Here is a 23,586-nt window from a genome sequence, read left to right on the forward strand (position 1 = left end):
GCTGGCATCTGTTGCATGATGTCGGGCATGACGGAGACCCCGCACCCCCTGTACGACAGGCACGCCGAGACCCTCGACCGGGCGCTGACCGCCATCTCGCAGCGCGGATACTGGTCGGCCTACCCGGAGTCGCCCAGCCCGCGGGTGTACGGCGAGACCGCCGCCGACGACGGCAAGGCGGCCTTCCAGGCGTACCTCGGTCGTGACTTTCCCCTTGACCAAGCCGGCGACGGGAGCACGGTCCGGACCGAGGTCAGCCCCTTCGGCGTCGACCTGGGCGTCGGCTACCCGCACGCGAGCGCCGACCACCTCACCACGGCCGCCGCCACGGCACTGCCGTCGTGGCGGGACGCCGGCCCCCGGGCGCGGGTCGGCGTCTGCCTGGAGATCCTGGATCGGCTGCACCGCAACGTCTTCGAGCTGGCCAACGCGGTGCAGTTCACCAGTGGGCAGGCGTTCGTGATGGCCTTCCAGGCGGGTGGGGCGCACGCGTTGGACCGGGCGTTGGAGGCGCTCGCCTACGCGTACGCGGAGATGACCCGGCACCCGGGCACGGCCGGCTGGGAGAAGGCGGCGGGCAAGGGCGACCCGCTGCGGATGACCAAGACCTTCCACGTGGTGCCGCGCGGCGTCGCGCTGGTGATCGGCTGCAACACCTTCCCGACCTGGAACTCGTACCCGGGGCTCTTCGCCTCGCTGGTCACCGGCAACCCGGTGATCGTCAAGCCGCACCCGCGCGCGGTGCTGCCGCTCGCGATTACGGTGCGGTACGCGCGCCAGGTGCTCGCCGAGGCCGGCTTCGACCCGAACCTGGTGCAGCTCGCCGCCGAAGCGCCAGGCGAGAAGCTCGCCTCCACGCTGGCCCAGCATCCGGCGGTACGGATCGTCGACTTCACCGGCTCCTCCGAGTACGGCGACTGGCTGGAGGCCAACGCTCGGCAGGCGCAGGTCTACACCGAGAAGGCCGGCCTGAACGCGGTGGTGATCGACTCCACCGACGACTTCGGCGGGATGTGCCGCAACCTGGGTTTCACGCTGACCCTCTACAGCGGCCAGATGTGCACCACCTCGCAGAACATCCTGATTCCCCGGGACGGCATCGAGACCGACCAGGGGCACAAGAGCTTCGCCGAGGTGGCGGCCGGCATCGCGGCGGCGGTAGGCAAGCTCACCGCCGATCCGGCGCGCGGCGTGGAGTTGACCGGTGCGATCGTCAACGACGGGGTGTTGGAGCGGCTGGACGAGGTGACCAAGGTCGGTGAGTCGGTGCTGGATTCCCGTACCGTCACCCACCCGGCCTTCCCCGGCGCGGTGGTCCGGACGCCGACCATCGTCCGGCTGAACGCCGACGACACCGCCACCTACACCCGGGAGTGGTTTGGCCCGATCTCGTTCGTGATCGGGACCGACTCGACCGAGCACAGCCTGGAGCTCCTGCGCGCCACGGTGGGTGAGCAGGGTGCGTTGACCGCGGCGGTCTACTCCACCGAGGACGCGGTGCTGGACGCGGCCGAGACGGCGGCGGTTGAGGTCGGGGTGCACCTTTCGGCGAACCTGACCGGAGGTGTCTTCGTGAACCAGTCGGCGGCCTTCTCCGACTTCCATGGCAGCGGCGCTAACCCGGCGGCGAACGCGGCTCTCACCGATGGCGCCTACGTCGCCAACCGGTTCCGCATCGTGCAGAGCCGTCGCCACGTCTGAGCAGACCCAGCCCCGCGCGGCTGCGGGCGCGCGAACGCGGCTCACGCCTCGCGTTCATGCTCTGCGCCGTGGTCGGTTCCGGGCGGACGACTCCTTCGCGGTGTTGTCCGCCCGGTGCCAGGCTGCTGGCAAAACGAAGACGAGCTAGGGCTTGCGAGCGATGCCGGCCCAGTAGTAGGCGGCGTGCGGGTCGGTGGGCGCGCCGTCGTCGGGCTGCCAGGCCGCCACCGGGACGATTCCCGGCTCCACCAGTTCCCAACCCTCGAAGAACCGGGCGACCTCGTCGCGGCTGCGGGGCACGAGGGTCATGCCGCTGCCAACGGCAGCGTCCACGGCCGTCTTGACGGCCTCGGGGTTGAAGTCGCCGGTCGGATGGGTAATCGCCACGTAGCTACCGGACGGCAGGGCGTCCATCAGTACCCGAATCTTGCGCCACGGGTCGTCGGCGTCCTCGAGCAGCATCAGGGTCGCGATTATCGTCAGCGCGACCGGCTGGTCAAGGTCAAGCACCTCGCGCAGTTTCCGGTGGTTGACAATCAACCCCGGCTCCCGCAGGTCAGCGTGGAGGTACTCGCTGCGCCCCTGCTCGGTACTGATCATCAGGGCCCGGGCGTGGGCTAGGACAATGGGGTCATTGTCGACATAGACCACTCGGGTCTCCGGGGCGATCTGCTGGGCTACCTCGTGCAGATTCGGCCTGGTGGGGATGCCGGTGCCGACGTCCAGGAACTGCCGCACGCCGGCCTGCCCGACCAGGTAGCGGGCCACGCGGTGGACAAATCGACGGTTCTCGGCGGCCATGGACCGCACCGTCGGGATCGCCGCTATCAGGGCCTCGGCGACGGCCCGGTCAGCGGCGAAGTTGTCCTTACCCCCGAGCCAGTAGTCGTAGATCCGCGCGGAATGTGGCACACCGTTATCTATCGTGGACGATTCGGTCCGCTGCTGATCTGCCGTAGCCGGGTTGCTGCTGGGCACGGTCACCTCCTACTAAGGATGCTCGTGGAGCGGGCGGCATTCAGCCTAGCCGGACATCGACACCGACGGCATTCCCAGTGATCAGTGCGGGCCCAGCCGGGCGGCACCGGGTACGCCCCCCGGCTGGGCCCGCCGGTCGGGGTTCGTGTCGGTGGTCCGAACCTGGTCGGCGTCGTACCGCGTCGTTCAGGCCGGGCGACGCATCTGTAGCTCGGTGAGCGTCGGGATCGTCGGGTGTGGAAGGCGGCGGCCGGTGTCGATGAACCCCAACCGACGGTACGCCCGGTAGGCCCGCTCGTTACCGACCACGACCTCCAGCATCAGCTCCGGACGACCGCAGGCGCGGGACCAGCCGGCCACCGCGTCGATCAGGTCGGGGAGCAGCCCGCTGCCCCGCCAGGACGGGGTGATGTAGACGGCGAAGATGACGGTGAGCCCCGGTTCATCCGGAGTCGTCGCGCCCCCGGCATGTCCGACCAGGCGGCCGCTCGGGTCCGCGACGAACTGCGCGTTGGTGATGCCCGCCGAGGTGTACGCGATGCGCGCCGCGTAGTCGGCGTGGGGGCGGGCTGCCGCGTCGGCCAGCGTCTCCAGGAAGGCCAGCGGTGCGTCGGCGAGCATCTCCAGCCGCAGCGCCCGCATCCTGGCGGCGTCGGCTGGCTGGACCCGACGGACCCGCGCCCGCCGGGTCGATGCCGGCCCCGGGGTGGGATCGCTCGTCATGTCGGTTATTTATCACAACGATGCCTGACGATGTGGGTCCACTCGGCGTATGTCCGATTTGTGGCCGTGCGCCGTCGTCACGCCTCGTGTAGCGTGCGATTTCGGTCACCGGTTCAGCGGCCGTCGCCGATCGTCGAACCGGTACCACCCGTCGGCCGGTGTGCCGGCTCGGCCGGGGTGAGTGGAGTCGCGCAGAGTTAGGAAGTGCACCGTGGCACAGGGCACCGTGAAGTGGTTCAACGCCGAAAAGGGCTACGGCTTCATCGCCGTTGACGGGGGGCAGGACGTCTTCGTCCACTTCTCTGCTATCGAGATGGACGGCTACAAGGCGCTGGACGATGGCCAGCGGGTGGAGTTCGAGATCGCCCAAGGTCAGAAGGGCCCGCAGGCCGAACGGGTGCGCGTCGTCGCCTGAGCGAGCGGCGCTGCCTTGGGGGCGACCGGCGTGACGGTCGTCCCCAAAATCGTCGCCGCCCAGCCGACCGGCTCGGGCTGGCGCGCGGTCGGGATCACGCGGCTTCCCGCACCGCTCCTCGTTCGTGATCCGGCTCTCGCCGGGTAGCTGCTCCCGCGTTTGGCCGCGGCTAACGACATGTACTGCCGTGTCCCTGTTTGCGCGGCCACCGCTGCGCTGTTGTTCCGGCGCCGCAGCGGTCTCGGTGCCGCACTGTCATCCTCCCGAGCCCTACCTGACCAGCGGGTAGGGCTCGTCGTTGTGGCTGCCGCGCGTCGGCGTGCGAGGGGCTGGTGAACGTCGCTCGGCGGGCGGTGGAAGTCGACTGCCTGGGCGATCGTGCTTGCACTCGGCAGGGGGGAGTGCTAAACAGGTCCTTGGCACTCGCATACCGTGAGTGCCAATGGTCGGGGCGGGAGGGCCACGGTCGCGGCGGCGTCGCAGGACGCGGGTGCGGCAGTTGGCCGGTCGTCGCGGGCTATCCGGCCCGGCCGACGGACGTCGCCGTCGCCAGGTGGCGATGTCTGAAGGTGCGTAACCAGGCGGCCCATCCGGGAGACACCCTCTCGGGTGGCCCGTGAGTGTCCAGGAGGACAACGCCGTATGGCCAAGATGATCGCGTTCGACGAGGAAGCTCGCCGCGGCCTCGAGCGGGGCATGAACCAGCTCGCTGACGCCGTGAAGGTGACCCTCGGCCCCAAGGGCCGCAACGTCGTGCTCGAGAAGAAGTGGGGCGCTCCCACCATCACCAACGATGGTGTGAGCATCGCCAAGGAGATCGAGCTCGAGGACCCGTACGAGAAGATCGGCGCTGAGCTGGTCAAGGAGGTCGCGAAGAAGACCGACGACGTCGCCGGTGACGGCACGACGACGGCGACCGTCCTGGCCCAGGCCATGGTCCGTGAGGGCCTGCGTAACGTGGCCGCCGGCGCCAACCCGATGGCCCTGAAGCGGGGCATCGAGACCGCGGTCGCCAGCGTCTCGGAGGAGCTGCTGAAGCTCGCCAAGGACGTCGAGACCAAGGAGCAGATCGCCTCCACCGCCTCCATCTCCGCTGGTGACCCCAGCGTCGGCGAGATCATCGCCGAGGCGATGGACAAGGTCGGCAAGGAAGGCGTCATCACCGTCGAGGAGAGCAACACCTTCGGCCTGGAGCTTGAGCTCACCGAGGGTATGCGCTTCGACAAGGGCTACATCTCCGCGTACTTCATGACCGACCCGGAGCGGATGGAGGCCGTCTTTGACGACCCCTACATCCTGATCGTCAACAGCAAGATCTCCTCGGTCAAGGACCTGCTCCCGATCCTGGAGAAGGTCATGCAGTCGGGCAAGCCGCTGCTGATCATCGCCGAGGACATCGAGGGCGAGGCCCTGGCGACCCTGGTCGTCAACAAGGTCCGGGGCACCTTCAAGTCCGTCGCCGTCAAGGCCCCGGGCTTCGGTGACCGCCGCAAGGCCATGCTCGGTGACATCGCCATCCTCACCGGTGGCCAGGTCATCAGCGAGGAGGTCGGCCTCAAGCTGGACGCCGTCAGCCTCGAGATGGTGGGTCGCGCCCGTAAGGTCGTGGTGACCAAGGACGAGACCACGATCGTCGACGGTGCCGGCGACGCCGAGCAGATCCAGGGTCGGGTCAACCAGATCCGGGCCGAGATCGACAAGAGCGACTCCGACTACGACCGGGAGAAGCTGCAGGAGCGGCTGGCCAAGCTGGCCGGCGGCGTTGCGGTGATCAAGGTCGGCGCGGCCACCGAGGTCGAGCTGAAGGAGCGCAAGCACCGCATCGAGGACGCCGTTCGCAACGCGAAGGCTGCCGTCGAGGAGGGCATCGTCCCGGGTGGTGGCGTCGCGCTGGTGCAGGCCGGCAAGACCGCCTTCGACAAGCTCGACCTGACCGGTGACGAGGCGACCGGCGCCCAGATCGTCAAGATCGCGCTGGACGGCCCGCTGCGGCAGATCGCCGTCAACGCCGGCCTCGAGGGTGGCGTTGTCGTCGAGCACGTTCGTGGCATCGAGGCCGGCCACGGCCTGAACGCCGCGACCGGTGGCTACGTGGACCTGATGGCCGCGGGCATCATCGACCCGGCCAAGGTGACCCGTTCGGCGCTGCAGAACGCGTCGTCGATCGCGGCACTCTTCCTCACCACCGAGGCCGTCGTGGCGGACAAGCCGGAGAAGACCCCGGCTGCCCCGGCTGGCCCGGGCGGCGGGGAAATGGACTTCTGAGTCCAGTTTTCGCGAGACCAGCGGGGCGGGCCGTTCAGCGGTCCGCCCCGCTGCGTGTTCACGTTGGCAGCGGCCGTTGGTTGCGCCGCTTCTGCGTCTGGTCGTACGGCTGGGGCGCCGGGACCGGCTCGTCCACGACCGGCACCGGTTCGTCAACGGGCGGCTCGTCGGCGCCGTCCATCTCCGCCTGCTGTTCGGCGTCGCCGAAGTCGAGGCGGTCAACGGGCAACGGTGGCCCGGGCTGTTCGTCGTCCGTCGTCATGTGGGCCTCCTTCACCGAAACGGTAGGGGCCGTTGCCGGCTAATGGGGGCGAATGACGCTATCGGATGATCTATCCTATTCGCCGGTTATTGCTCCCCGAGGCTCCGCCGGTACCCGAAGAAGACCCGCTCGATCCAGGCGCCCGCGCTGCCCGAGTAGAACCGAACCGGCCCCACCCAACCAATCTGCGCCTGCGCGATCCCCGCGGCCCGCTGGTCGGCGAGGCAGCGACGCAGCAGCACCCCACCGATCCCGGACCCCGCCGCGGCCGGCGCGGTGCCCATCGGGCCGAACCAACCCGGCCGGGACGAACCCCAGGCGGCGAAGCCGAGGAGGTCGCCGTCGCGCTCGGCGAGATGGCAGCCGGCCCGGTCCCGGCCGATCGACTCGGCCACCTCCACGGCCCAGGCGCCGTCGAAGGTCCCCGACGCGAACGCCGTTAGCGCCGGCAGATCCGCCGGCTCCGCCCGCCGTACCGTCACCCCCTGACCGGCCAGCCGCTGCTCCGCCGGTGTCGTCGTCCGCAGCGCCGGGCTCTCGGTGCAGGAGAGGTCGGCGGTCATGTTCCAGGCCGTGCCGTCCCGGGTGTACCCGAGCGCCTCCGCCGCACAGATCGCCGGCGTGTAGCGCACATCAATGCCGGGCCAGGCATAGTACGGCGGGTTGCCGGCCAGCAGCACCTCTCTCGCCCCGAGGCCGGCGAGCCGTTGCTCGGCGCGCGACACCAGCGCCCGCGCCACGCCCCGCCGCCGGTGCGCCGGCTCCACCGCGATCAGGTCCACATGCCCGGCTGGGCTGCTCGGCGTGGAGAGTGAGCCGAGCAGTACGCCGATGAGCCGGTCGTCCCGGTGCGCGCCCAGCGCGACGACGGGGCGGTGCGCGGCCGCCCGCGGCCAGAGCGTCTCCACGATCGCCCCCGCCTCGGCGGCGTCATCCGGCAGATCCAGAGACCGGCCGCACAGCTCGATCACGGTCGGTAGCTGCTCCGGCGTCAGCTCGGTGACCTTGAGATCCATGGACGCTGACCCTAGTCAACCTCGGGCGGCGCGGACAGCGGCGTACGCGTCCACCAAGCCGGCGCCCGCGACCTGCGTGGGGTCGCCGCAGTCGTCGTTGACCTGGACCGCGGTGGCCGTCTCGGTCAGGATCTGGCGCGTCCGAGGTAGATCCCCGATCAACGCCGGATTGGCCGACCACATCAGCGCCGCCACCCCGGCCACCTGCGGCGTCGCCATCGACGTGCCGCTGAGCGCGCCGTACCCGCCACCCGGCAGCGCGCTGAGCACCTCCGCGCCGGGGGCGACCAGGTCCGGCTTGGTACCGCCGTCGGGGCCCGGGCCGCGCGAGGAGAAGTCGGCCACCCGTCGCTGCCGGTCAACCGCGCCGACGGTCAGGACATCCGGGTGGAAGGCCGGGGAATCCTCGATCGAGCGGCAGCGGGGACCGGTGTTGCCCGCGGCGACCACCACGAGGATCCCGGCAGCGGCCAGGGCCGCAACAGCCGGCTGGAGTGCGCCAGGGTCGCAGCCCTCCAGCGCGGGGCAGGCCCACGAATTGGTGAGAATCTCCGGCGCGCGGTGTGGGCGACCGTCGCGGAACGGATCCCCGCCAACGGGGAAGGGCGCCAGCATGAACTGGAGGCAGTCCAGATAGAGCGCGGGGTTGCCGAGGTTACGGTCCAGATTGACGCAGCCGGTCCAGGTGGCCCCGGGGGCGACCCCGACCCCGTCCCGACCGACCGCGCTGCCGAGCGTGTGGGTGCCGTGCCCGCCCCGGTCCCGCGGGGCCGAGGTGGCGTTCCAGGGGTCAAACCACGAGTCGTCCCCGCCACGGAAACCGGCCGCCAGCCCCGGATGGGTGCCGTCCACCCCCGAGTCGGAGCTGCCCACGGTCACCCCCGTACCGGTGATCCCCAGCTCCGACCAGACCCGGTCGGCGCGGATCAGCCGGATGTTCCACTCCGCGCCCGGCGGCGGTGCGGCGTCTCCCCGGGCGACGGGGGCGGGCGCGGGTAGTGGGCGGACCCGCTGGCTGATCAGCACCCGATCCACCTCGGGACGGTCCGCCAGCCAGGCCCGCACCAGCGGCCCGCCGTCCACCTCGATCGCGTTGACCAGGTAGTAGGGCGTGTGGTCAAGCCGGAACCGGCGCAGCTCCCGGCGCAGGTCGGCCTGCGTCCGCTCGGCGGTCTCCACCAGCCGCTGGTAGACCTCGGCGGCCCGGCGGTCGCGACCGGCGCGCCCGGTGGCGGCGGGGACGCCGCTCAGGTCGGCCTGCTCCCGGAGCACCGCGAAGAGCCGTTCCCCATGCAGCCCGGGTTGTCCCGGCCCGACGGCTACCGCCCCGGTCGTCACCAGCAGGGTGGCCGCCGCCACCCCGGCCACCAGCCGACTGGGCCGGGCGCCGGGACGTCGGCCGAGCATCACCCCGTAGCCGATGGCGAGCAGGACCGCGACGGTGAGGCCGGCGCCAGTGGCGACCGCCACCCAGAAGGGCACGTCCCGGGCGTCGGCCAGCACCAGGCTGACCTCCTCCGGGTCGGCCCAGGCGAGTGGGCCGAAGACGCTCAGCCCCACCAGCCCGGCGGTGGCGGGCCCGACGCCGGTCGCTGTCCGCCGGGCGGCGGCGGCCAACGCCGCCAGTGCGAAGCCGGCCGGCGGCAGCACCAGCAGCAGCGGCAGCTGGGCGCCGGACTGCCCGACTCCTGCCCCGAGCAGCAGCAGAACGACGCCGGCGACCAGACCGTCCACCAGCACCAGCTGGCCTGGTCGGGGTGGAGTGTCGGCGCTGCGGCGGGACCAGAAGGCACCGGTCAGGAGTGTCGCTGCCAAGCCACCCACGGCCGTGGCCGCGAGTGCGGCGAGCAGCGTCTCCAGTAGTCCACCGAGCGCGCCGACCCAGACCCACGGCAGCAGCAGGGCCAGGCCGCCGGTGAGCCCGAACAGCGTCACCGGGGCGGGGCGTGGGTCGCGCCGCCGGAGCCGGTCCGACTCGCTCTCCGGGCCCCGCGGCGCGATCCGGTGGGCGACCAACCGGTGGATGATCAGGGTGGCCAGCCCGGCCGTGCCGGCGAGCGTCGCCAGATACGCCTCGTGCTGCACCGGTGGCAGCGCCCGTGGCAGGCTCAGCGCGCCGAACACCAGCAGACCCACCAGCCAGAGCTGGCCGACGGTGCGGACCACGCGGGAACGGGGCAGCACGGCGAGCAGCAGGGTGGGCATGCCGGCCAGGAGCACCACCGCGACAGTGACTACCGGCCAGAGCCAGACCAACCGGTCCACGCCGACCAGGAGGAGGAGTTGGTCGGTCACCCAGCCGCCGAGCTGGGTGACCACGGTGAGGCCGACGATCCACAGGCCGACGAGGACGGCGGCGACCACCGGTGCGGGGCCGGCACGGTCACCCTGATCACCCGCGATGGCCGGCGGCGGTGGGCCGGCCGGGCTCGGGAAGGGGTGGGCTGGCCAGGGTCCGGGCTGCACCGGCACACCGTACGTTGTCGTCGGATTCGCCGCGGTACGTCGTCGGAAACACTGCCGTACTACTCCGCCCTACCGCCGGGCCGACGGTGGGGCGGAGTGCCCCAGAATTCGCTGCTGCCCGGGCCGGGACGGGGAGGGCTACCGTGGAGGTGTGCGTGACCCGAATGTGTCCCGAGCGACGGCCAGCCAGCTCTCTCCGCAGCGGCGCACCGCCGACCTGCGTAGTCTCGCGGCCGAGCACTTCGATGTCCTGATCATTGGCGGCGGGGTCACCGGCGCTGGCGCCGCTCTGGACGCCGCCTCGCGTGGCCTGAAGGTCGCCCTCGTTGAGGCGCGCGACTACGCGGCCGGCACGTCCAGCCGGTCCAGCAAGCTGATCCACGGTGGCCTGCGCTACCTCGAACAGCTCGAGTTCGGCCTGGTCCACGAGGCGCTCACCGAGCGGGGCCTGCTGGCCACCCGGCTCGCGCCGCACCTGGTCCGCCCGGTGCCGTTTCTGGTCCCGCTGCCCGGCGGCGGGCTCCGGGACCTGCCGGCCCGGATGCTGCGCCGCTCCTACTACGGCGCGGGCGTGGCGGCGTACGACGCGTTCGCCGGGGTCTTCGGCGGCGGCCGGGGGATGCCGCTGCACCGGCACCTGACCCGGGAGGGCGCCCGTCGGACCTTCCCGAGCCTCAAGGCGGAGGGGCTGGCCGGCGCGATCCGTTACTACGACGGCCAGGTCGACGACGCGCGGCTGGTGGTCACCCTCGTCCGGACCGCCGCCAGCCTCGGCGCGACCGTGGTCACCAGCGCCCGGGCCGTCGGTCTGATCCGGCAGGCCCGCGAGGTGACCGGGGTCCGGGTTCGGGACCTGGAGGCGCCGGCGGACTCCCCGGACGCCGAGTTCGAGGTACGGGCCCGCACGGTGATCGCCGCGACCGGGGTGTGGAGCGACGACATGTCGCGGATGCTCGACGATGTCGGGCTACGCCCCCGGATCCGGGTCCGGGCCTCGAAAGGCGTGCACCTGGTGGTGCCCCGATCGGCGATCACCGGCGAGACCGGGCTGATCCTGCGGACCGCCACCAGCGTGCTCTTCGTCATCCCCTGGGGTGGGCACTGGATCATCGGTACAACCGACACCGACTGGCGGCTGGACCGCTCCCACCCCGCGGCCTCCGCCCGGGACATCGAGTACCTGCTGGCACAGGTCAACACCGTTCTGGACCGGCCGCTGACCACCGCCGACATCGAAGGCGTGTACGCGGGTCTGCGACCGCTGCTGGCCGGCGAGGCGGATTCCACCTCCAAGCTGTCTCGAGAACACGCGGTGATCGAGCCGATGCTCGGGCTGCTGCTGGTCGCCGGGGGCAAGTACACGACGTACCGGGTGATGGCCGCGGACGTGGTCGACCGGGCGGCGCACCGGCTCGGCGCGGCGCGGCGGTCGCGTACGGCCGACCTGCCGTTGCTCGGCGCCGACGGGTACGCGGCGATGTGGCGGGACCGCGCGGACCTGGCCCGCCGGCACGGGGTGCCGGTCGGCGTGGTCGAACATCTGCTGGAGCGCTACGGCAGCCTCGCCCTGGAGTTGTTGGCCCTGATCGACGCCGACCCGTTGCTCGGCTCGCCGTTGGCCGGCGCCCCGGAGTACCTGGCCGCCGAGGTGACCTACGCGACCCGGGCCGAGGGGGCGCTGCACCTGGAGGACGTGCTGGACCGGCGGACCCGGATCTCCATCGAGACCGCGCATCGTGGCCTGGAGTCCGCCGAACACACCGCGGAGCTGATGGGCGCGGTGCTGGGCTGGAGCGCCGAGGCCCGAGCCCGGGAGGTGGCGCACTACCGGGCGCGGGTGGCGGCGGAGCGTAACTCGCAGCTGATGCCGGATGACGCGACGGCCGACACGGCCCGGCTCGGCGCACCCGACGTCCGTGGCTTCGCCGCCGACCGGGGGGACGGGGATTCGGTGGAGCGCGCCGCCCCCTCCCCGTAGCCACGGCGCTGGTCAGCGCAGTTTGCCGGGTTGACCAGGCCTGTCGGGTCAGCGCACCTTGCCCGGGCTGAATAGGCCTGTCGGGTCGGCGCACCTTGCCCAGGCTGAACAGGCCCGTCGGGTCAGAGCACCTTGCCCGGGTTGAACAGGCCCGTCGGGTCCAGCGCCGCCTTGATCGCTTGGTGCACCCGGATCCCGACCGGACCGACTTCCTCGGCCAGCCACTCGCGCTTGAGCAGGCCGACTCCGTGCTCGCCGGTGCAGGTGCCCCCCAGTTCGAGCCCCAACCGCATGATCTCGTCGAACGCGCGTCGCCCCCGGTTGAGGCTCGCTGGGTCCGCCCGATCAACCACGATGTTCGGGTGCAGGTTGCCGTCTCCGGCATGCCCCACCACACCGATCGGTACGTCGCACTCGGCGGCGATCCGCGCCACCCCGTCGAGCATGGCGGCCAGCGATCCGCGCGGCACCGCCACGTCGTCAATCACCAGGCCGCCGTTGCCACCCGGGTACGTTTCAGCGGCGAACCGCTCCATCGCCGGGTGCGCCAGTCGGCGTGCCTGTAGCAGCGCTGCTGCCTCGGCCGCGTCGGTCGCCGCGTATACCTCGTCGGCGCCGGCCGCCGTGCAGACCGCCGTCAGCGCGGCCAGGTCGTCGGCGGCGCGGGCACCGGTGTCGACGGCGGCGAGTAGCAGCGCCGCCGCATCCTGGCGCAGGCCCATCGGCCGGTACGCCTCGATGGCGCGCAGGTGCGTCTGGTCGAGCAGCTCCAGCAGGCTGGGGGAGAGACCCTGGGCGGCGATCTCCGCCACCGCGGCCCCCGCGGCGGTGGTGCTCGGGAAGACCGCCACCATGGTCAGCGACTCCGCCGGAGCGGGCCGCAGCGCGACGGTCACCTCGGTGAGCACCCCCAGGGTGCCCTCGGAGCCGACGAAGAGGCGGGTCAGGTCGTACCCGGCCACCCCCTTCGCAGTACGCCGTCCGGTGCGCAGCACCTCGCCGGAGGCGAGCACCACCTCGAGGCCGAGCACGTACTCGGTGGTCACGCCGTACTTCACGCAGCACATGCCACCGGCGTTGGTGGCGACGTTCCCGCCGATGGTGGACGATTCCCAGGAGCCGGGATCCGGCGGGTACCACAGCCCGTGCTCGGCGACCGCGGCACCGAGGGCCGCGTTGACCACCCCCGGTTGCACCACCGCGATTCGGCTGACCGGATCGATCTCCAAGATGGTGGTCAGGGCCGAGGTGCTGATCACGACGGCGCCATCCACCGCGTTCGCCGCGCCCGCCAGCCCGGTCCGGGCGCCCTGCGGCACCACCGGCGCCCCGTGCCGCGCCGCGGCACGGACCACCGCCGTCACCTGGGCGGTGTCCCGGGGGCGGGTGACCACGAGTGGCGTGCCGGCGGCACAGAGATCCGCCTCGTCCCGCTGGTGCGCCCGGAGCAGATCCGGGTCGGTCAACACCGCGTCGTCACCGAGCGCGGCACGCAACTCGTTGAGGAGGGGGCCCATGAGCCGAGGCTACGACCCGCGCTGCCCGCTCCCAAACCCGCCCTCGCGCCCGGCCTCCAAACCGCCCGCGCGCCCGGCCCTGTCGCTCCGCCCCAAACCGCCTTCGCGTCCGGCCCCCTTTCGCTCCGCCCCGCGTCCGGCCCTTTCGCTCCGCCCCGCGTCCGGCTCGTCGTCTGTCCGTTCCCAGCGCGCGGTACGGAACTGCCGTGAAGAGGATTCGACCGGGTGCGGGGTGGGTAGTACCCGCCGTGGCCCGGGACGAGCGACCTTCGCTGGTGTAGCGACTCGGGCGCGGGATGGCGGTGGTATGGACATCGACGGCGCCCGGATCGCGGCGACGGTGCAGCGGTTGCGCCGTCGCGGCCGGGCGACTCTCCACGACCGGGTGTCCCGGGTCCGCGCGACGTTAGTGCTCTCCGTGCAGGCCGGACTCGCCGCCGGCATTTCCTGGCTGGTGGCGCATGAGCTGCTGGGCAGCCCGCAGCCCGTCTTCGCGCCGATCTCGGCGGTCGGTACCCTCGCCGTCTCGGTCGGCCAGCGCTTCCGTCGAACGATGGAGCTGATCGTCGGGGTGGCGGTCGGGGTGGCGGTCGGGGACCTTTTGATCTTTTTGTTGGGCACCGGGCCGTGGCAGCTCTGTCTCGTGGTGACCGCGGCGATTCTCCTGACCGTCTTCGCCGGCGGGAGCGTCGCGATCCTGATCCAGGCGGCGGCGACGGCTGTTCTGATCGTCACGCTCAGCCCGGCCGGGCACAACCTGGAGATACCGCGGTTCCTTGATGCGTTGATCGGCGGTAGCGCCGCGTTACTGGTGACCGCGCTGCTGCTACCACTGAACCCGGTACGGGTGCTCAACCGGGCGGCCCAGCCGGCGTTGGACCTGCTCGCCAACCAGCTCGACGCGACCGCTGAGGGGCTGCGAAAACGGGACCGGGACAAGGTAGAACGCTCGCTGGAGAAGCTCCGTGACCACAAGGAGGAGGTGGCATCGTTCGACGAGGCAATCCAGGGCGCGAAGGAGACCGCCACGCTGTCCCCCGCGCGTTGGCACCGCCGCGACGAGTTGACCCACTATGCGGAGGCGGCCGACCCGATCGAACGGGCGATTCGAAACGCCACCACGCTGACCCGGCGTGCCATCACCCTGATCGAGGACGCGGAGCCGATCCCCGAACCGATGCCGGCCTCCATGATTCACCTCGCTGAGTCGGTGCGGCTGCTCCGGCACGAGTTCGCCGTCGGCGAGGAGCCCGAGCGGGCCCGCGAGCGGTCGCTGCGCGCGGTCAGCGAGGCCGCGCGGGCGTACACCGAGGGCGTGGGTTTCTCCGGCAGTGTGGTGGTTGCCCAGGTGCGTACCGTCGCCAGCGACCTCCTGGTCGCCTCGGGTGTCGCCCAGGACGAGGCGAACCGCCTGGTTCGCGACGCCTTCGGCGACCTGAAGGAGAACAAGCGCGCGGTGAAGTCGGAGCAGTCCGAGAAGAAGTCGGAGCCGTCCGAGAAGAAGTCGGAGCCGTCCGAGGGGAAGTCGGAGCAGTCTGAGAAGTCGGAGCAGTCTGAGGGGAAGTCGGAGCCCCCGCCCGCCGGGGGGTGATCCGGCGGGGTGTGGTTTCCGGTTCTCGCCGGCTGTCCCGACGAGCCGCCGCGAAACCGCGGGTCACTCGAGCGCGGCGAGTGCCGCCAGCAGGTGGTCCACGTGCTCCTCGGTGCTACCCAGCCCGATACTCGCCCGCAGTGCGGTCGCCGGGAGGTCCCGCCGACCGCTGCGGGCGGACGCCTCGGTAAGTAGCCGCCGGGCGAACGGGTGGGCGCAGAACAGCCCGTCGCGTACCCCGATCCGGTGCTCTCGGGCCAGGTGGGCGGCGACCTTGGCCGAGTCCCGGCCGGCCAGCACGAACGAGACGATCCCCACCCGTGGTGCGGCCGGCCCGAAGGCGTGCAGCTCAACCGCGTCCGGCAACTCGGCGAGGCCCGCCCGCAGCCGGTCCAGCAGTCGCTGCTCGGCGTCGTGCAGCGCCGCCCGGTCGGCGCTGGCGAGGGCGTCACACACCGCGGCGAGCGCTACCGCGCCGACCAGGTTCGGCGTGCCGCCCTCGTGCCGCCCCGGCCCGGCCACCCATTGCACGTCGTGGGTCGCGCCGCCGACGTGGCTGGTCGCGCCACCGCCGGCCAGGTACGGCGGGGCCGCGTCCAGCCAGTCGGCCCGCCCGATGAGCACTCCCGCGCCGAACGGCGCGTACAGCTTGTGCCCGGAGACGGCCAGATAGTCCAGCTCGAGGGCGCGGACGTCAACGGGGGCGTGCGGGGCGAGCTGTGCCGCGTCCACCGCGATCCGGGCCCGGTGCCGCCGGGCCACCTGCGCCAGCTCGGCCACGGGCCACCGCTCGCCCGTCACATTGCTCGCGCCGGTCACCGCGACCAGTACCGGCGGCTCGCGGTCGGGGCCGCGGCGCAGCTCGCTGAGGGCGGCATCGAGCGCGCGTACCGCACCGGCGGGGTGCTCTGGCATCGGCAGCCGCACCGGCCCGCGCGGCCAGGGGAGCAGGTTGGCGTGGTGCTCGCCGCCGAATGTCACCACCGTGGTGCCGGTGGGTAGCGCGCGGGCGAGCAGGTTGAGCGCGTCCGTCGTGTTCCGGGTGAAGACGACGTGGTCGTCGGGGCGGGCGCCGAAGAAGTCGCCGACCGTCTGCCGGGCCTGCTCGTAGGCCAGGGTGCAGTGCTGCGACAGGGCCCCGGCGCCCCGGTGCACGCTCGCGTACCAGGGCAGCAGCGCCGTCACGGCGTCCGTCGCGGCCTGCGCGCACGGGGCGCTGGCCGCGTAGTCCAGGTTGATCTGACCGGGTACGCCGAGCACGTCGAGTGGGCCGGCGGCGGTTGGCGACGGGGCGAGGGCGCAGGTCATCAGGGTGGCTCTCCAGGGTCAGGGACCCCGGGCGGGTGGACGGGGTCCGCGCTTGCCCGACGCGCGCCGCGCCCGGCCCGGTCATCACCCGGGGCACCCCACCGCGAACCTCGACGAGGGTTGCCGGCCAGCAAGCCGGGGCTTGTCGCTGGCGCTCGTGACCTGCTCTGCAGTCTAGCGGGCAGCGGTGTGGCCGGCCGGCCGGGTCGGTGGTGACTACGCTGACGGAATGGCCGACACCCCGCCCGGCGCGCCCCCGCCGCCGCCGATCACCGCCGCACCGACGGCCGCTCCGCAGATGCCGTCCCGTCGCCGAAACTGGCTCAGCTACCTCGTCCTGGCCGGGGTGATCCTGCTGATCGCGGCCTGCGCCGTGTTCATGCTCTGGAGGCTTGGCGAGAGCCTTGGTACGGACGCGCTGTTGATCGGCGTGGTCGCGGCGGTTCTGCCCGTCCCGGTACTGGTCGCCTGCTTCCTCTGGCTCGACCGGTACGAGCCGGAGCCGTTGCGGTACCTGGTCTTCTGCTTCGCCTGGGGCGCTTTCGTGTCCACCGCGGTGTCGCTGGTGGTCAACACCTTCGCTGCGGGCCGGTTCGAGGCGGCGGGTCTGTCGACCGCGCTCACGGCGGTGTTGGTCGCGCCCTTCATTGAGGAGCTGACCAAGGCGCTGGGGCCGATCCTGTTGCTGATCTTCCGGCGGCGGGAGATCTCCGGAATCACCGATGCCCTGGTCTACTGCGGGCTCTCCGCGATCGGCTTCGCGATGGTGGAGAACATCCTCTATCTCGGCGGGCTCGGATATCGGACGGGGGTGGAGGAGTACGGCCCGGCGACCGGCACGGTGCAGGTAATTTCGATCTTCATCCTCCGGATCCTGCTCTTCGGCTTCGCCCACCCGCTGTTCACCTCCATGACCGGGATAGGGCTGGGCATCGCCGCCCGTAGCGCCGACCGGCGGGTGCGGGTGCTGGCCCCCGCGGCCGGCCTGCTCCTGGCGATGATGTTGCACGGTGCCTGGAACCTGCTACCGACGTTGACCCAGGCCACCGGGGAGCTGCTGATTCAGCTCTACGGCCTCATCGGCGTCATGGTGCCGATCTTCTTCGGCATGGTGGGGCTGGCGATCTGGCTGCGCTCCTGGGAAGGGCGGCTCACTGAGCGGATCCTGCCCGACTACGTCCGCTCCGGTTGGCTCACCCCGCCGGAGGTGGCGACGTTGAGCAGTCTCGGCCGGCGGCACGCCGCCCGGGTGTGGGCCAAGCGGGTCGGTGGCGACCAGGGGCGGAAGGCGATGCGTGGCTACCAGTTCGCCGCCACCCGGCTCGCGCTGCTGCGGGACGGGATGCGTCGTGGGTTGGACGACCGTCCGGCGCAGCGGGAGCGGGCCGTGGCCGAGGAGCGGTACCTGCTGGAGCTGATCAGCGGCTACCGGGCGTTCTTCGTCGGCCGGGATCCGCGCGCCCCCGCCGGGGTGTGGGACGGACACCGCTACCATCTGCGGTTCCCGGACGGCTCGCAGCGCGCGGTAGCGGCGCCGGAGGAGCCGGTCGTACCGATCCCGGTCGTGCTTGCGCCGCCCGCTCCACCCGGTGGTTACCCCGTTCCGCCCGGCCATTCGGTGCCGCCCGGCTACCCCGCTCCCCCGGGCTATCCCGTTCCCCCGGGCTACCCCGCTTCGTCCGGCCATTCGGTGCCGCCGGGCTACCCCGCTCCGCCCGGCTACCCGGTGCCTCCTGGCTACCCCGCTTCGTCCGGCCATTCGGTGCCGCCGGGCTACCCCGCTCCGCCCGGCTACCCGGTGCCTCCTGGCTACCCCGCTCCGTCCGGTCATCCGGTGCCGCCCGGCTATCCGCCACCGCCCGCCGCTGGGCCGCCCGCCTCGGGGCCCCCTGGCCAGCACTGAGCCGGTCCTGCCGGGCGCCCGTCCGGGCGCCCGGCAGGACCGGACGGTTACGTCATCAGGCTGGTGAGGAAGTCGCCGAGGCCCTGTGCCAACGCCATCAGCACGCCCCCGATCGCTTTGACCATCTCCGCCGCCCCATCGGGTCGGAACGCCATGAAGTAGATCAGGAACGCGATGAAGCCCCAGAACAGCAACTTCTTGAGCAGTACCGGCATCGTCCCTCCCCAGGGCACCTGGTGCGGCTAACTTCCCGGGAGGGAGCGGAGCAAACAGCTACCGGCGGGGGCCGGTGGTCTCGGGGCTACAGGTAGAGGCCGGTGGAGTCCGGTTCGACACGTTCGGCGGCGACGGCGTGTACATCCCGCTCGCGCAGCAGCACGTATCCGCGGCCGTGCAGCTCAACCTCGGAGCGGTCGTCCGGATCGAACAGCACTCGGTCACCGGAGACGATGGAACGGACATTCGGCCCCACCGCCACCGCGGCTGCCCAGGCCAACCGCTTGCCGACGGCGGCTGTTGCCGGAATCACGATGCCGGCGGTGGAGCGGCGCTCACCTTCACTGCCCTCCATGCGGACCAGCACCCGATCGTGCAGCAGCCGGATCGGCAGGCCGGAGTCGAGATTCTCGTCGTTGCTCACGGGGCCAGACGCTACCGTGTCCCGTTCCGCCGCCCGGCCGTGGTTCCCCGGCGGTGACCGCGGGCATCCGCTGGCAGATCAACCCCACGGTTGTTGGTAAACGGCGTATCCTGTCCGACCTACCGGGGGAGCGGATCGCGTTGACGCCAGGAGGTGCGCTTGAGCCGTTTCGAGCGGATGCGTGGAGGGCTTCGGCGCGCGTATGAGTCGTACCGAATCCGGCGGCGATCGGCGGGCCTGCGCGCCGGGACGCCCGGTACCACCTTGCCGGCGGAACCCAGCCCGCCACCAGCCCCGCCACCAGCCCCGCCACCACCGGCGGTCAGCGGCGTGGAGGCATCCCCGCCGCTGCACAGCTCGACGACCAGCCGGGACGACGCGGATGTGCCGCACGCGCTCCGGATCGGGGCCGCCTGGTCCTGGCGCCTGCTCGCGATCGGGATCGTCGCTTGGGCCCTGCTGCGGATCGTGGGTCAGATCCGGATCGTGATTATCCCGCTGGCCATCGCGCTGTTGCTGTCGGCGCTGCTGGCCCCGGCCGTTGGTTGGCTGCTCCGGGCCCGGTTCCCGCGGTCGCTGGCGACCGCCGTGGTGCTGGTGGGTGGCCTGGCCGCAGTGATCGGCACGCTGACCCTGGTGGTCAATGAGTTTATCCAGGGCGTGCCGGAGCTGAGCGCGAAGTCGTCCCAGGGCGTACGCCAGATTCAGGACTGGCTGCGAACCGGCCCACTGCACCTCGATGACCGGCAGCTGGACAACTACATCAACGAGGCCGAGAAGTGGCTCAACGAGAATACGGCTGGGTTGACCAGTGGCGCGCTCTCCACCGCGGCCACCCTGGCCGAGGTGCTTACGGGCACGATCCTGGTGCTTTTCGCGACCTTCTTCTTCCTTCGTGATGGCAGCCGAATCTGGCGTTTCCTAGTGCGGCTGGTGCCGGTCAACGCCCGCTGGAAGGTCGACGACGCCGGCCAGGCGTCCTGGCAGACACTCGGTGCGTACGTGCGGGCCACCGTGCTGGTGGCCTTTATCGACGCGCTCGGCATCGGCATCTTCCTGGTGATTTTCGATATCCCGTTCGCATTCCCGCTCGCCGCCCTGATCTTCCTCGCCTCGTTCATTCCGATCATCGGTGCGACGTTGTCCGGTGGCGTCGCGGTGCTCGTCGCCCTGGTGGACAGCGGACCGATCACCGCGTTGATCATCTTGGGTGTGGTGATCGGTGTGCAGCAGCTCGAGGGGCACGTGCTCCAACCAATGATCATGGGGCGGGCGGTGGCCATCCACCCGCTCGCGGTAATCGTTGGTATCGCCGCCGGCGTGGTACTCGCCGGGATCACCGGGGCGCTGATCGCGGTGCCGTTGATCGCGGTGCTCAACACAGCCGTACGTCGCCTCGCCGCCCGGACCGTTCCGGAGACCCCGTCGGACGCTGTCGTCGTCGCGAGTAAGGCTCCCTGACCAGCTCGCCAGAGTGGGGGGCGGGTCCGGTCACGCCTTGGCGAGGCGCTCGAGGGCGCCGCGGGCCACGTCGCGGCGGGTCGTGTACCAGAACGGCGGAAGCGACCGGCGGAGGAAGGGGCCGTAGCCCCGGGCGGTCTCCAGCCGGGAGTCGAGCACCGCGACCACCCCTCGGTCGCCGGTGGCCCGGATCAGCCGACCGACGCCCTGGGCCAGCCGGACGGCCGCGATCGGCACGCTGACCGCGGCGAACCCCGATCCCCCGTCGGCATCAACGGCGGCGGCACGGGCAGCGGCGAGCGGCTCATCCGGTCGTGGAAAGGGCAGTCGGTCAACGACCACCAGCTGACAGGCGTCGCCCGGCACATCCACCCCCTGCCAGAGCGACATCACCCCGAACAGGCAGCTCGCCTGTTCTTCGCGGAATCGGCGGACCAGCAGTGGCAGGGCCTGCTCGCCTTGAAGTAGCACGGGCAGGTCGGTGCGTTCCCGGAGCAGCTCCGCCGCCTGCTGCGCGGCCCGCCGGGAGGAGAAGAGCCCGAGCGTTCGTCCGCCGAGCGCCTCGACCAGCTCGAGAAGCTCCGCGCCGGCCGCCTCGGGCAGGCCGGAGACGCTGGGTCGGGGTAGGTGCGCGGCGACGTAGAGGATCCCCTGCCGGGCGTAGTCGAACGGAGAGCCGACGTCGAGTGACTGCCAATCCGGGCCGGAGGTGACGGGGGCCTCGGTCGTGGCTGCCGGAACCTCCAGGCCCAGAGCGCGGGCGACGTTGTCGAAGCGGCCCCCCAGGGTCAGGGTGGCTGAGGTGGCGACGACGGTGCGTTCCTCGTAAAGGTGGGTGGCGAGGGTGCCGGCCACCGAGAGCGGGGCGACCACGAGCGCCCGCCGCCCGGTGGTGTCGTTGCGCTCCACCCAGGCCACGTCGTGGTCGGCTTCCTCCAGCAGCCGCTGCGCGGTGCCGGACAACTCGTCGAGCACCGCCTTGGCCTGCTGTTTGCGGACCGGGTCCGGGTCGTCGGCCTTGACCTCACCGATCGCGTCGAGCGCCGCCCGGGTCGCGGCGTCGAGCAGCGTGCACGCCTCTCGCAGCGGTGCCGGCAGCCCGGTGGTGAGCCGACCTGCGGGGGCCTCGGCGAGCCCGACGGCCAGGGCGTCACCCGCCGCGGTGAGTGCCTCGGCCGTCTCCGGGCGGAGTAGTGGGCGGGCCTGACGGGTGGACCGGTCGATTGACTCCGGCACCAGCTCCGCCTGCGCGGCGGAGGAGACCCGGTCGGCCAGCTCGTGCGCCTCGTCCACGATGAGCAGCTGGTGTGGCGGAACGATGTGTCGCCCGGCGAGCATGTCCACCGCGAGCAGGCTGTGGTTGGTCACCACGACATCGGCCTCACGGGCGCGGGCCCGGGAGGCGTCGGCGAAGCACTCGGCGCCGAACGGGCAACGGGCCGTACCGACACATTCGCGTGCCGGCATGGACACCAGGCGCCAGGCCTGCTCGTCAACGCCGGGATCAAGCTCGTCCCGGTCGCCGGTGTCAGTCTTCTCCGCCCAGTCGCGGAGCCGCTGGACCTGTCGGCCAAGGCGCCCGGCCTCGCCGAGCCAGGTCGTGCCGCTCGGCCTCGGCGTGTCGAAGAGGGTGTCGCCCGGCTCCGCCTCGGTGGCGTTGTCGAGCCGGGCGAGGCAGAGGTAATGGTGCCGCCCCTTGAGCACTGCGAAGGTGGGCCGCCGACCGAGCAGCGGCTCCACCGCGTCGGCCAGTCGGGGAAGGTCGTGGTCAACCAGCTGGGACTGGAGCGCGAGGGTGGCAGTGGAGACCACCACCGGGCCGTCAACGGTGAGTGCGGGCGCCAAGTACGCCAGGGACTTGCCGGTGCCGGTGCCGGCCTGCACCAGCAGGTGCTCGCGGGCGGTTACGGCTGCCTCAATCGCCGTTGTCATCTCCTGCTGGCCCGGGCGTGCTGCACCGCCGGGGACCGCGTTGACCGCCGCAGCGAGCAGGTCGGCTCCGGTCACCCCACCGCCGGAGCGCCGGCTGCCGGTTCGGTACTTCGGGCTGGCGGAATCGGTGGCGGTGCGGGGCGGGGTCACCGTGCGACGGTACCGGTCGGCGCCGACAGCTGGCTCTCGGCCGGCGGCGCGGCGTCGTCACGGTCTGGCAACTGACCGGTGGCGTCCGGTTATCTCCCTGCTACGTCGGATCCGCCGAATCGGCTAGGGTGCCAGTCATGCCGAGCGACGTGGTCCGCGTGATCTACCGCAAGTACGACGGCAGCGCCCACCGCGACTATCCGGCCCGCCGGCTCGCCGAGGACGACCTCGGCATCTGGCTCGGCGTGCCGGTCGGCACCCCCTCGGTCTACCACGGCCGCCCCTCCGTCGAGCAGATCCCGTTCGTGCTCCTGGTGCCGCATCACGCGTGGTGGACCGGCATGTTCAACCCGCCGCCGCGGACCAGCGAGGTCTATTGCGACATCGCCAGTCCAGCCCGCTGGGAGAACGACGACACCGTGCACCTCTTCGATCTTGACCTTGACGTGGTGCGCCGGCGTGGGTCCGGTCTGGTGGAGCTGCTGGACGAGGATGAATTCGCCGAGCACCGCAAGCGGTTCGGTTACCCGGACGACGTGGTTTCCGAAGCCCACGCCGCAGCCCACTGGCTGTTCGCCGCGTTGGGCGATGGCACCGAGCCGTTCGCTACGTCGTACCGCAAATGGTTGGCCCTGGTCGTCTGACGGGCTGACCGGAGCGTGGCCCTCCGCGGTTGAGGGGGTGCTTCGGCGGGGTGGGCCGCTGCTTAGGGTGAACGTTGCTGGTGTTGCTGGTGTTGCTGGTTCCGCGTGAACGGTACGTCGGCGTTACTGCTGTCGAGCTGCCCCAGCTGTGGGACCGGGCGTCGGATGCGCTGAGGCCGGGGGTCACCAACTAGCTGAAGCTCTCTAAGTCGGTCCGAAAGGTGGGTCGGCTGGGGTGGCAAACACTCCACGTGGATGCGCCAGATATGTCCGCTGTCTGGGGCTTCGGCCCCAGGTGAGTTGGTCGTCCGGCCCGGGGTCGGGGTCAATGTGAGGTATCTCGCGCCCCATTCGTGAGTGCAGCTCGACAGCAGGCGCAACCGCAAGTTCCTTCTCCCGAGGATGGACCCGTCATCACAGAAGGTGTTCATCGCGCTACCGATGGGTGGCATCGGGGGCGACCGGGGGTGACTGCGGGATGGTCAGATGGTTACCGAGGGTGGTCGCCGGCCGTAGTGGGTCGCGGTGGGGCTGTGGGGCATGTTCGGTGTCGGATGTGTGGGGTATCCGCTTGCCGGCTCGCTACCCCGAGCCGGAGCGGAGGTCCAGAACCGATAAAGGTGAACAGGTAGTTAA

18 protein-coding genes and 1 riboswitch are annotated in these 23,586 nt (G+C 71.5%); of the genes, 8 read left to right on the top strand and 10 right to left on the bottom strand.

Annotation, left to right across the window (positions count from 1 at the left end; translation table 11 throughout):
* Nucleotides 1–27 precede the first annotated feature (27 nt).
* Nucleotides 28–1,701: a phenylacetic acid degradation protein PaaN gene (paaN, locus tag SALPAC4_RS0111295; RefSeq protein ID WP_019870411.1), complete on the top strand. Its 1,674-nt coding sequence runs from the start codon at nt 28–30 to the stop codon at nt 1,699–1,701.
* A 144-nt stretch (nt 1,702–1,845) separates the two neighbouring features.
* Here the strand turns inward: paaN and SALPAC4_RS0111300 are convergent, their stop codons facing one another.
* Entirely contained in the window at nt 1,846–2,685 is an 840-nt protein-coding gene (locus SALPAC4_RS0111300; RefSeq protein WP_033664106.1) for an SAM-dependent methyltransferase, read from the bottom strand.
* A gap of 180 nt (nt 2,686–2,865) precedes the next feature.
* Nucleotides 2,866–3,402: a GNAT family N-acetyltransferase gene (locus SALPAC4_RS0111305; protein ID WP_019870413.1), complete on the bottom strand. Its 537-nt coding sequence runs from the start codon at nt 3,400–3,402 to the stop codon at nt 2,866–2,868.
* Nucleotides 3,403–3,613: 211 nt separating this feature from the next.
* On the opposite strand from SALPAC4_RS0111305, the gene SALPAC4_RS0111310 reads away from it, so the two are divergent.
* Together SALPAC4_RS0111310 and groL are read left to right on the top strand one after the other, a co-directional pair.
* Nucleotides 3,614–3,817 carry a cold-shock protein gene (locus SALPAC4_RS0111310; protein WP_007073263.1) on the top strand — a complete coding sequence of 68 codons (204 nt, stop codon included), beginning with the start codon at nt 3,614–3,616 and terminating at the stop codon, nt 3,815–3,817.
* Nucleotides 3,818–4,459: 642 nt separating this feature from the next.
* Nucleotides 4,460–6,082, top strand: a complete 1,623-nt coding sequence (gene groL / locus SALPAC4_RS0111320; protein WP_018218064.1) for a chaperonin GroEL — start codon at nt 4,460–4,462, stop codon at nt 6,080–6,082.
* A 58-nt stretch (nt 6,083–6,140) separates the two neighbouring features.
* Here the strand turns inward: groL and SALPAC4_RS0111325 are convergent, their stop codons facing one another.
* From SALPAC4_RS0111325 to SALPAC4_RS0111335, 3 genes are all read right to left on the bottom strand, one after another.
* Entirely contained in the window at nt 6,141–6,344 is a 204-nt protein-coding gene (locus tag SALPAC4_RS0111325; protein WP_018730316.1) for a hypothetical protein, read from the bottom strand.
* 86 nt (nt 6,345–6,430) lie between these two features.
* Nucleotides 6,431–7,360, bottom strand: coding sequence for a GNAT family N-acetyltransferase (locus tag SALPAC4_RS0111330; RefSeq protein WP_019870415.1), 930 nt, complete (start codon nt 7,358–7,360; stop codon nt 6,431–6,433).
* 15 nt (nt 7,361–7,375) lie between these two features.
* Nucleotides 7,376–9,832 (bottom strand): S8 family serine peptidase, encoded by a 2,457-nt coding sequence (locus tag SALPAC4_RS0111335; protein ID WP_019870416.1) that lies wholly within the window; start codon nt 9,830–9,832, stop codon nt 7,376–7,378.
* 160 nt (nt 9,833–9,992) lie between these two features.
* Between SALPAC4_RS0111335 and SALPAC4_RS0111340 the strand changes: the two genes are divergently transcribed.
* On the top strand, nt 9,993–11,804 hold the full coding sequence (locus SALPAC4_RS0111340; RefSeq protein WP_019870417.1) for a glycerol-3-phosphate dehydrogenase/oxidase: 1,812 nt from the start codon (nt 9,993–9,995) through the stop codon (nt 11,802–11,804).
* A 122-nt stretch (nt 11,805–11,926) separates the two neighbouring features.
* On the opposite strand, the gene SALPAC4_RS0111345 is transcribed toward SALPAC4_RS0111340, so the two are convergent.
* Nucleotides 11,927–13,321: an FAD-binding oxidoreductase gene (locus SALPAC4_RS0111345; RefSeq protein WP_019870418.1), complete on the bottom strand. Its 1,395-nt coding sequence runs from the start codon at nt 13,319–13,321 to the stop codon at nt 11,927–11,929.
* Nucleotides 13,322–13,628: 307 nt separating this feature from the next.
* On the opposite strand from SALPAC4_RS0111345, the gene SALPAC4_RS0111350 reads away from it, so the two are divergent.
* Nucleotides 13,629–14,912 carry an FUSC family protein gene (locus SALPAC4_RS0111350; protein WP_019870419.1) on the top strand — a complete coding sequence of 428 codons (1,284 nt, stop codon included), beginning with the start codon at nt 13,629–13,631 and terminating at the stop codon, nt 14,910–14,912.
* A gap of 63 nt (nt 14,913–14,975) precedes the next feature.
* Here the strand turns inward: SALPAC4_RS0111350 and SALPAC4_RS0111355 are convergent, their stop codons facing one another.
* Nucleotides 14,976–16,220: an aminotransferase class V-fold PLP-dependent enzyme gene (locus SALPAC4_RS0111355; protein ID WP_019870420.1), complete on the bottom strand. Its 1,245-nt coding sequence runs from the start codon at nt 16,218–16,220 to the stop codon at nt 14,976–14,978.
* 43 nt (nt 16,221–16,263) lie between these two features.
* Nucleotides 16,264–16,383: riboswitch (SAM riboswitch) on the bottom strand.
* Between the two features lie 24 nt (nt 16,384–16,407).
* On the opposite strand from SALPAC4_RS0111355, the gene SALPAC4_RS0111360 reads away from it, so the two are divergent.
* Nucleotides 16,408–18,123 carry a PrsW family intramembrane metalloprotease gene (locus tag SALPAC4_RS0111360; RefSeq protein ID WP_019870421.1) on the top strand — a complete coding sequence of 572 codons (1,716 nt, stop codon included), beginning with the start codon at nt 16,408–16,410 and terminating at the stop codon, nt 18,121–18,123.
* 47 nt (nt 18,124–18,170) lie between these two features.
* Here the strand turns inward: SALPAC4_RS0111360 and SALPAC4_RS27945 are convergent, their stop codons facing one another.
* Nucleotides 18,171–18,338 (bottom strand): hypothetical protein, encoded by a 168-nt coding sequence (locus tag SALPAC4_RS27945; RefSeq protein ID WP_018218073.1) that lies wholly within the window; start codon nt 18,336–18,338, stop codon nt 18,171–18,173.
* A gap of 86 nt (nt 18,339–18,424) precedes the next feature.
* Complete coding sequence (locus SALPAC4_RS0111370) at nt 18,425–18,763, bottom strand: GroES family chaperonin (RefSeq protein ID WP_019870422.1); 339 nt, start codon at nt 18,761–18,763, stop codon at nt 18,425–18,427.
* 177 nt (nt 18,764–18,940) lie between these two features.
* Between SALPAC4_RS0111370 and SALPAC4_RS0111375 the strand changes: the two genes are divergently transcribed.
* The gene (locus SALPAC4_RS0111375) at nt 18,941–20,224 is read left to right on the top strand and encodes an AI-2E family transporter (protein WP_027644641.1); all 1,284 of its coding nucleotides are present in this window, start codon (nt 18,941–18,943) and stop codon (nt 20,222–20,224) included.
* Nucleotides 20,225–20,254: 30 nt separating this feature from the next.
* Here SALPAC4_RS0111375 and SALPAC4_RS0111380 read toward each other — a convergent pair whose 3' ends face one another.
* The gene (locus SALPAC4_RS0111380) at nt 20,255–22,306 is read right to left on the bottom strand and encodes an ATP-dependent DNA helicase (RefSeq protein WP_019870424.1); all 2,052 of its coding nucleotides are present in this window, start codon (nt 22,304–22,306) and stop codon (nt 20,255–20,257) included.
* 137 nt (nt 22,307–22,443) lie between these two features.
* On the opposite strand from SALPAC4_RS0111380, the gene SALPAC4_RS0111385 reads away from it, so the two are divergent.
* Nucleotides 22,444–22,950: a DUF402 domain-containing protein gene (locus SALPAC4_RS0111385; protein WP_018744893.1), complete on the top strand. Its 507-nt coding sequence runs from the start codon at nt 22,444–22,446 to the stop codon at nt 22,948–22,950.
* Nucleotides 22,951–23,586: the final 636 nt, after the last annotated feature.

The sequence above is a fragment of the Salinispora oceanensis genome, assembly GCF_000383575.1.
GTDB classification, from domain to species: domain Bacteria; phylum Actinomycetota; class Actinomycetes; order Mycobacteriales; family Micromonosporaceae; genus Micromonospora; species Micromonospora oceanensis.